General features: G+C 42.5%; 1 protein-coding gene. It reads right to left on the bottom strand.

The genetic code is table 11. The features are described 5' to 3' along the window. Positions 1 to 190, bottom strand: a 190-nt coding sequence (locus tag AC0IXA_RS27580; RefSeq protein ID WP_471814927.1) for an ATP-binding cassette domain-containing protein, incomplete at its 3' end; no start/stop codon positions are given. Positions 191 to 266 lie beyond the last annotated feature (76 nt).

Raw genomic sequence — 266 nt, forward strand, 5'->3', positions numbered from 1 at the left:
GCTGTTTACCATGTAAAGTGACGCATCCTATAAATGGCGTCAGCCCAAACATGGATTGGATCATCGTTGTCTTTCCCGCACCATTATGCCCCAAAAGCAGTAGCATCTGCCCTTTCTCGACACTTATTTGAATATTGCGGAGAGAGAAGGTGCGGCTATATGTTTTTTCTTTTAATTGTAATGTCAGCATCATATCCCTCCGTTTGATTCAGATAGAACAGATGACCTTGCATCTGTTCTCATCCCTGTTAATAACCACACTGGAT

Source organism: Pseudomonas sp. AC083, from assembly GCF_979253165.1.